Raw genomic sequence first — 7380 nt, 5'->3', positions numbered from 1 at the left:
GACTCCTCCGCGCCGGAGGAGAGCTGGGTGGCGACGGTGGTGAGTTCCTCGGAGGAGCCGGCGAGAGTGGCGGCGGAGACGGTGATGGCGCGCATCGTCGCGGTCAGCTTGTCCATCGTGGTGTCCAGGGCGCCGGCGAGCTGGCCGACCTCGTCCCGGGTCTCGAGGCCCACGCGCTGGTCGAGGCGACCGTCGGCGAGGCCCTGCACGACGGTGAGGGTGCGGGCCAGGGGGCCGGCGATGGATCGGGCCACGACGGTGGCGACGACGACGGCGATCACCAGCGCGAGGGCACCGATGACCAGCAGCAGGGTGACGGCGGAGCGGTAGTCGCGACCACCCGAGGCCGCCAGAGCCTTGGCGGCGTCCTGTTCGGTGGTGGCGATCGCGTCGAGCTGGGCGTTGAGGGCCGTGACCACCGGGGTGGAGGTGCGGTCCCGGGTGGCGTAGAAGCCCGCCACGTCGTTGGCGAGCGCGAGCGGGACCAGCTCTTCGCGGACCGTGCGGTACTGGACCATGAGGTCCTGGGCCTTGGCGTGGTCGGCGGCGGTGGCGGCCGGTGAGGTCGCCAGGTAGGCCGTCCAGGAGGCGTCGTAGGCGGCGTCGTCGTCCTTCATCGCCGCCAGCGCCGCGTCCGTGGTGGTCACGTCCGGGGCCAGGGCGGCGTTGAGGAGGTCGATGCGGGCGTCGGAGAAGTCGTTCTTGGCCACGCCGATGGTCTGCACGGAGGCCAGGGCCGAGGTCGACACGGTGTCCAGGTTGGCCTGCGACGAGCCCAGCCGCGAGATGCCCAGGGCCACCACCGCGGCCAGCAGCAGGCACACGATCCCGAACGCGGCGAACAGCTTGGAGGCGACCTTCAGATCACGCAGGGACTTCATGGCGACGGCCTTCCGTGGGGAAAGTGGCCGAACGGGTTCCCCACGAGGCAGGAGGCCGGGTGTTCGACCTGTCGACTACCCCTCGGTGATCGGCACGGTCCACGACGTCCTGTAGCCCGTCCGGGTGACGGCCTCGCGGCTCAGAGCGAGGTGCCCACCAGGACGGGTTCGTTGACCAGGCGGATCCCGAACCGGGCCTCGACCCCGTCGGTGACCGTCCGGGCCAGCGCCAGCAGGTCGGCCGCGGTCGCCTCACCCCGGTTGGTGATCGCCAGGGTGTGCTTGGTCGACAGCGTCGCGGGACCGGGGGCGCCGAAGCCCCTGCCGAACCCGGCGTGGTCGATGAGCCACGCGGCCGAGGTCTTCACCAGCCCGTCGCCCCCCGGGAAGCGCGGGGCGTCGGCGGGCAGCGCGTCGGCCTGGTCGGGGCGCAGCAGCGGGTTGGTGAAGAACGACCCGGCGCTCCAGGTGTCGTGGTCGCTGCGGTCGGCCGGGTCCCAGACCATCCCCTTGCCGGCGCGGAGTTCGAGCACCGCCGCGCGGACCGCGGCCGAGGACACCCGGGCGCCGACCTCGACCCCGAGCCGGCGCGCGAGTTCGGGGTAGGCGACCTCGGAGGCGGCCGCCCGGAGGGGGAACTGGAACGTCACGTCGAGGACCACGTAACGGCTCTCGGGGTGCGGCCCGTTCAGCGCGACCCTCGACCGCTTGAGCAGGGACGTGCGGTAGCCGAACCCCAGCTCGGCGGCCACGAACGTGCGCTGCCGGCGTTCGACCCGGTCCCAGGTCCGGACGGTCTCGATGGTCTGCGCCACGTCCTGGCCGTACGCCCCGACGTTCTGCACGGGCGTCGCGCCGACGGACCCGGGGATACCGGACAACGCCTCGACCCCCGCCCACCCGCGCTGCACCGCGGTCGCGACGAAGGCGTCGAAGGAGTGGCCGGCGGCGACCGTCACGACGCCGCCCCCGCAGGCGTCCTCGCTGGCGACGCTGACGCCCTGCGTCGCGATGTGCACGACGGTGCCGTCGAACCCCGCGTCGGCGACGAGCAGGTTCGACCCGCCGGCGACCAGCAGCAGGGGCTCCCCCGCGGCGTCCGCCGCGGCGACGGCCTCGACGACCTCCGCGTCGGTGCGGGCCTCGACGAGCTTCCGGGCGGGTCCCCCCACGTGCAGGGTGGTCAGGTCGGCGAGCAGGTGGGTCACGAGGACAGCTTGCCCTCCGCGGCCGCGCCGCCCGCGCCGAGGGCGACCCCGTCGGCGTGCGGGCGGGCCGCAGCGGCGACGAAGAGCGCGACGACCGAGGCCACCGCGGCCGCCGTGACGGCGTGGACGACCCCGGTGTGGTCGGCGAGCAGACCCACCAGCGGTGGGCCCGCGAGGAAGGCGGTGTACCCGACGGAGGAGACGACGCTGACGCGGACGGCCGCGTTGGCCTCCTCGTCACCGGCGGCGCTCATCCCGGTCGGGAACCCGAGCGCGGCGCCCAGGCCCCAGAGCAGCGCACCCACCACGGCCACCGTGACGTTCGGGGCGACGACGAAGACGCCGACGCCCACGGCGGCGACGCCCGCGCTGAGCCGCAGGGCCGGCACGCGGCCGAGGCGTTGCAGGGCGACCGGCCCGACGAGTCGCCCGCAGGTCATCGCGACGACGAAGACGGTGAACCCGGCGACGCCCGCCGAGTGCGAGACGTCGTGACCGTCGATGAGGCCGAGCGCCAGCCAGTCGTTGGCGGTGCCCTCGACGAAGGCCATGCAGAGCACCAGGACCCCGATGAGCAGGGTGCGCGGTTCGCGCCACGCCTGCCCCAGCGAGATCCCCGCCCGCGGCTGCTCCCCGGCCGTCGCCGGGGCGGCCTCGCCGAGGAAGGACCGGGTCAGGACCGTCGTCCCCAGCACGACGAGGACCCCGACGGCGCAGAGGTGCGCCCAGGTCGGCACCCCGACCTTCAGCAGCAGCACCGAGATCCCGGCGGAGGCCACGCTGCCGAGGCTCCAGGCCGCGTGGAAGCGGGACATGATCGCGCGGTCCAGGCGACGTTCGACGGCCGACCCCTCGACGTTCATCGCGACGTCCCAGGAGGCGACGCCCGCCCCGGCGGCGAACAACCCCAGCGCGGTCGGGGGCACGGAGCCGAAGCCGTCCACGGAGACGGAGACCACGAGCAGGCCGAGGGCCACGACGACGGAGCCGCCGAAGACGGTGCGGGCCCGCCCGAAGCGCAGCACGACCGCCCCCGCGATCGGCATGGCGAGGACGGAACCGAGCGAGAAGGCGAGCAGCAGCAGGCTCATCCCGCCGTTGGACAGGTCCAGGGTGTCGCGGACGGAGGGGATCCGGGCGACCCACGTCGACATGAAGAAGCCGTTGAGGACGAAGGCCGCGTACACGGCCGTCCTCGCACGCAGGGCTGCGGGCGAGGCGGTGCTCACGGCAGGCGGACGACAGCCCGGGCGCGCCCGAGGACCTTCGTCCCCGCGTGGGTCACGGTGAGGTCGACCTCGACCGTGCGGGCGGACTCGTCGCGCGTGAGCACGGTGCCAGCGACCTCGACGACGGCCGGCTCAGCGGAGGGCACGACGACGGGGGCGGTGAACCTCGTGCCGAAGGAGACCACCGCGGTCGGGTCACCGGCCCAGTCGGCCACGACGGAACCGGCCAGGCCCATGGTCAGCATCCCGTGGGCGATGACGTCGGGCAGACCGACGGACGTCGCGATCGCCTCGTCGAGGTGGATCGGGTTGTGGTCCCCGGAGGCCTCGGCGTAGGCGCGGAGGTCGTCGCGGGAGAGCTCGTAGCGGGCGGCGGGGAGCTCGGTGCCGACCTCGGTGTCCTCGAAGTTCACGCCGTCTCCTCCGCGCGGACGACCAGCATCGACGTCACCGTCGTGACGGGGGTGCCGTCGGTGCGGGCGAGTTCGGTGCGGGTGGTGATCATCGCGTTGCCGCGCACGACGCGGACGCGGTCCACGTGCACCTCGGCGGTGAGTTCGTCACCGGCCACGATGGGGGCGTGGTGGCGGAACTGCTCCTCGCCGTGGACGACGCGGGAGAAGTCGATGCCCGCGGCCGGGTCGGCCACGAACTGCTTCTCCGCGACCTGGGCCAGCGTGACCGCGAAGGTCGGCGGGGCGACGACGTCGACGTAGCCGAGTTCACGGGCGGCCGCCGTGTCGTGGTGGACCGGGTGGGCGGCCCGCACGGCCCGGGCGAAGGCCCGGACCGTGTCGGCGCTCACCGTGGTGGTCCCGGAGGCCGGGTAGACACGCCCCGCGAAGGACTCGTCGACGTTGACGGTCGTCACAGGTGCGTGCTCTCCGATCCGGAACGGACGTGCTGGTGTCAGCGGGTTTCGCGGTGCGTGGTCTTCTTGCCGCAGCGCGGGCAGAACTTGGCCAGGTCCAGGCGGTCCGGGTCGTTGCGGCGGTTCTTCTTGGTGATGTAGTTCCGCTCCTTGCACTCGGTGCAAGCCATGGTGATCTTCGGGCGGACGTCGGTGGTCTTGGCCACGGCGGGTGCCTCTTCCTCAGGATTCGTCGTACGACAGGGTTCGTCGCACTGCGGACGTACGGGCGGGCGCGCGCTCCGCCGATCCCCACCAGGGTACGCGACGTGCGGCAAGCGCCCGAACGCGCGACGAGCGGCCGCCCACGGGGGGCGGCCGCTCGGTACGTGTCGTGCGCTGTAGCGAGGGCCGGACTTGAACCGGCGACACAGCGATTATGAGCCGCTTGCTCTACCAACTGAGCTACCCCGCCGCGTCCGGCGGGCCCAGCCGCCGGTTGCGAGCCCCGATCGAGGATTGAACTCGAGACCTCTTCCTTACCAAGGAAGTGCTCTACCACTGAGCTACCGGGGCCAAACTGGTTGTGCTGCCGCGTGTACGGCCGGTGACGACCCTACATGACGCGACCCGGTGCCGGGGACCGGCACCGGGTCGCGGACTCGCGACGTGGCGGGTGATGGATTCGAACCAACGTAGGCTACGCCGGCGGATTTACAATCCGCTCCCTTTGGCCACTCGGGCAACCCGCCAGTGCCACCAGCGAGCTGGCGACGGTGAGACGATAGCAAGACATGAGCGGTGCTCGGAAACCGAGCCCCCCACGAACCCCAGGAGGAACCCCGCGTGGCCAGCGAGTCGTCGTTCGACGTCGTCAGCAAGATCGACCGCCAGGAGGTCGACAACGCCCTCAACCAGGCCGCCAAGGAGATCGCCCAGCGCTACGACTTCAAGGGTGTCGGCGCCGACGTCCGGTGGAGCGGGGAGTCGATCCTCATGGTCGCCAACTCCGAGGACCGCGTGAACGCCGTCCTGGACGTGCTGCAGACCAAGCTCATCAAGCGCGGCGTGTCGCTGAAGGCGCTGGACACCTCCGACCCGGTCCCCTCGGGCAAGGAGTACCGGATCACCGCGGAGCTCAAGGAGGGCCTCGCGCAGGACGTCGCCAAGAAGATCGGCAAGATCATCCGCGATGAGGGCCCCAAGGGCGTGAAGTCGCAGATCACCGGTGACGAGATGCGCGTCAGCTCCAAGGACCGCGACGACCTGCAGGCGGTCATCGCGCTGCTCAAGGGTTCCGACCTCGACGTCGCCCTCCAGTTCGTCAACTACCGCTGAGGTGGGTCCGCTGCGCCGCCGGGCAGTGATCGGCCTCGCGTTGAGCGGGGGCGCGCTGGGCGCGTGCAGCGACGACTCCCCCACCACCCCGGCGAGCACCACCGCGGCCACCCCCACGGAGACCGCCACGCCCACGGACACGGGCACGCCGGCTGCGGAGACGGACACCGGCTTCGTCCCGCCCGGGCTCGACGTCTCCCAGCGCAGCGAGTACCGCTACGGCGACCACCCCCGCCAGGTCAGCGACCTGTGGCTGCCGCCGGGCGAGCACCGCGACGCGATCGTCGTCGTCGTGCACGGGGGCGGCTGGGACGCCGCCACCGACCGCCGCGATCTGAACGACCTGGTGGCGGACCTCGTCGGCGGCGGCTGGCCGGTGCTCAACACCGACTACCGCGGCAACGGCGACGGCGGCGGCTGGACGGGCACGTTCAGCGACGTCGCCACCGCCGTCGACATGGCCGCCGAGGCCGCCGCCCAGCACTCGCTGCCGACCGGGCGCGTGTGCTTCGTCGGGCACTCCGCGGGTGGTCACCTGGCGATGTGGGCCGCCGCCCGGGCCGGTCTGCCCGCCGACGCCCCGGGGGCGTCACCGCGGGTCGTGCCCGCGTTCGCGGCGTCGATGTCCGGGGTGCTGCACCCGACCGCGCTCGGTGGCGACGGCGGCGACGTCAACGTGCGGACGCTGTTCGGGGGAACCCCGGACGAGGTCGACGACCGCTACGCGATCGGCGACCCGACGCGACGGGTGCCCTTCGGCTTCCCGCTGTTCGTCGCGCACGGGACGGGCGACCAGACGGTCCCGTACTCCCAGGCCCAGGAGTTCGACGCGGCCGCGAGCGCCGCCGGGGACGCGGTGGAGCTGCACCTGCTCGACGGTGTCTCGCACACCGACGCGCAGGACCCGGACGGGCAGGTCTTCCCGCTGTTCCGGACCTGGCTGGAGGCCCGCCTCGGCTGACCCCGGCCGGCTCGGTGACGGGCAGTCAGCGGCGGTAGCCGGCGAGGGCCTCGAGGCGGGCGATCCGCTCGGCCATCGGCGGGTGCGTCGAGAACAGCTTCGCGACGCCCTGCGCGCGGAAGGGGTTCGCGATCATCATGTGGCTGGCGTTGACGAGCTCGCGCTCGGGCGGCAGCGGCAACTGACGCGTGCCCAGCTCCAGCTTGCGCAGGGCCGAGGCGAGCGCCAGCGGGTCGCCGGTGAGCTTGGCCCCGTCCTCGTCGGCGTCGTACTCGCGGGTCCGCGAGATGGCGAGCTGGACGACGGTGGCCGCGAGCGGCGCCATCAGCGACAGCAGCAGCAGCGCCAACGGGTTCGCGCGGCTCTCGTCGTCGCGTCCGCCCCCGAACACCGACCCGAAGAACACCCCGAACTGCGCGATCGAGGTGATGACGCCCGCGAGCGCCCCCGCCACGGAGGACGTGAGGATGTCGCGGTTGTAGACGTGCATGAGCTCGTGGCCGAGGACACCGCGCAGTTCGCGTTCGTCCAGGAGCTGCAGGATGCCCTCGGTGCAGCAGACGGCGGCGTTGCGGGGGTTGCGGCCGGTCGCGAAGGCGTTGGGCGCCATGGTCGGTGACACGTGGAGCTGCGGCATCGGCTGGCGCGCGGCGGTGGAGAGCTCGCGCACGATCCGGTACATCCCGGGTTGTTCGGCCTCGGACACGGGCCGGGCGCGCATCGAGCGCAGGGCCAGGTTCGCGGAGTTCCAGTAGCCGTAGGCCGAGGTCCCCAGCCCGATGAGGACGAAGACGACGAGGATGCCGGAGCTGCGGAACGAGGTCGCGAGGAACCCGCCGATGAGCAGCAGGACCGCCCAGATCACCCCGAACAGGACGGCGGTCTTCAGCCCGTTGTGGTGCCGGTGCATCCT

Annotated in this window: 9 protein-coding genes and 3 tRNA genes; 2 read left to right on the top strand and 10 right to left on the bottom strand. The window is 72.7% G+C overall.

Features of this window, described 5'->3' with window-relative positions:
* From ACFQ46_RS06785 to ACFQ46_RS06745, 9 genes are all read right to left on the bottom strand, one after another.
* Window positions 1-881 (bottom strand): Tar ligand binding domain-containing protein (locus ACFQ46_RS06785; protein WP_380258387.1); only part of this gene is annotated, 881 nt, incomplete at its 3' end.
* A 140-nt stretch (window positions 882-1021) separates the two neighbouring features.
* Window positions 1022-2089 (bottom strand): UDP-N-acetylmuramate dehydrogenase, encoded by a 1068-nt coding sequence (locus tag ACFQ46_RS06780; protein ID WP_380258385.1) that lies wholly within the window; start codon window positions 2087-2089, stop codon window positions 1022-1024.
* Window positions 2086-3318, bottom strand: coding sequence for an MFS transporter (locus tag ACFQ46_RS06775; protein WP_380258383.1), 1233 nt, complete (start codon window positions 3316-3318; stop codon window positions 2086-2088). The genes ACFQ46_RS06780 and ACFQ46_RS06775 overlap by 4 nt, the downstream gene beginning before the upstream one ends.
* Window positions 3315-3731, bottom strand: coding sequence for a MaoC family dehydratase (locus ACFQ46_RS06770; RefSeq protein WP_380258381.1), 417 nt, complete (start codon window positions 3729-3731; stop codon window positions 3315-3317). Before ACFQ46_RS06770 ends, ACFQ46_RS06775 begins: the two co-directional genes overlap by 4 nt.
* The gene (locus ACFQ46_RS06765; RefSeq protein ID WP_380258379.1) at window positions 3728-4189 is read right to left on the bottom strand and encodes a MaoC family dehydratase N-terminal domain-containing protein; all 462 of its coding nucleotides are present in this window, start codon (window positions 4187-4189) and stop codon (window positions 3728-3730) included. Before ACFQ46_RS06765 ends, ACFQ46_RS06770 begins: the two co-directional genes overlap by 4 nt.
* A 38-nt stretch (window positions 4190-4227) precedes the next feature.
* On the bottom strand, window positions 4228-4395 hold the full coding sequence (rpmG, locus tag ACFQ46_RS06760) for a 50S ribosomal protein L33 (protein ID WP_012085006.1): 168 nt from the start codon (window positions 4393-4395) through the stop codon (window positions 4228-4230).
* Between the two features lie 175 nt (window positions 4396-4570).
* Window positions 4571-4643: transfer RNA gene (locus tag ACFQ46_RS06755), tRNA-Met, on the bottom strand.
* 29 nt (window positions 4644-4672) lie between these two features.
* Window positions 4673-4744 (bottom strand) — tRNA-Thr (locus ACFQ46_RS06750).
* Window positions 4745-4838: 94 nt separating this feature from the next.
* Window positions 4839-4920, bottom strand: a tRNA-Tyr gene (locus ACFQ46_RS06745).
* Window positions 4921-5014: 94 nt separating this feature from the next.
* On the opposite strand from ACFQ46_RS06745, the gene ACFQ46_RS06740 reads away from it, so the two are divergent.
* Together ACFQ46_RS06740 and ACFQ46_RS06735 are read left to right on the top strand one after the other, a co-directional pair.
* Window positions 5015-5506, top strand: a complete 492-nt coding sequence (locus tag ACFQ46_RS06740; protein WP_328294619.1) for a YajQ family cyclic di-GMP-binding protein — start codon at window positions 5015-5017, stop codon at window positions 5504-5506.
* A 1-nt stretch (window position 5507) separates the two neighbouring features.
* Window positions 5508-6467: an alpha/beta hydrolase family protein gene (locus ACFQ46_RS06735; RefSeq protein WP_380258377.1), complete on the top strand. Its 960-nt coding sequence runs from the start codon at window positions 5508-5510 to the stop codon at window positions 6465-6467.
* A 25-nt stretch (window positions 6468-6492) separates the two neighbouring features.
* Here ACFQ46_RS06735 and htpX read toward each other — a convergent pair whose 3' ends face one another.
* A complete protein-coding gene (gene htpX, locus ACFQ46_RS06730; protein ID WP_380258375.1) occupies window positions 6493-7377 on the bottom strand; it encodes a zinc metalloprotease HtpX in 885 nt (294 codons plus the stop codon).
* Between the last annotated feature and the right edge of the window lie 3 nt (window positions 7378-7380).

The organism is Kineococcus sp. GCM10028916, assembly GCF_042674865.1.
GTDB lineage: Bacteria > Actinomycetota > Actinomycetes > Actinomycetales > Kineococcaceae > Kineococcus.
This window is presented reverse-complemented; position numbering and strand designations above follow the sequence as displayed.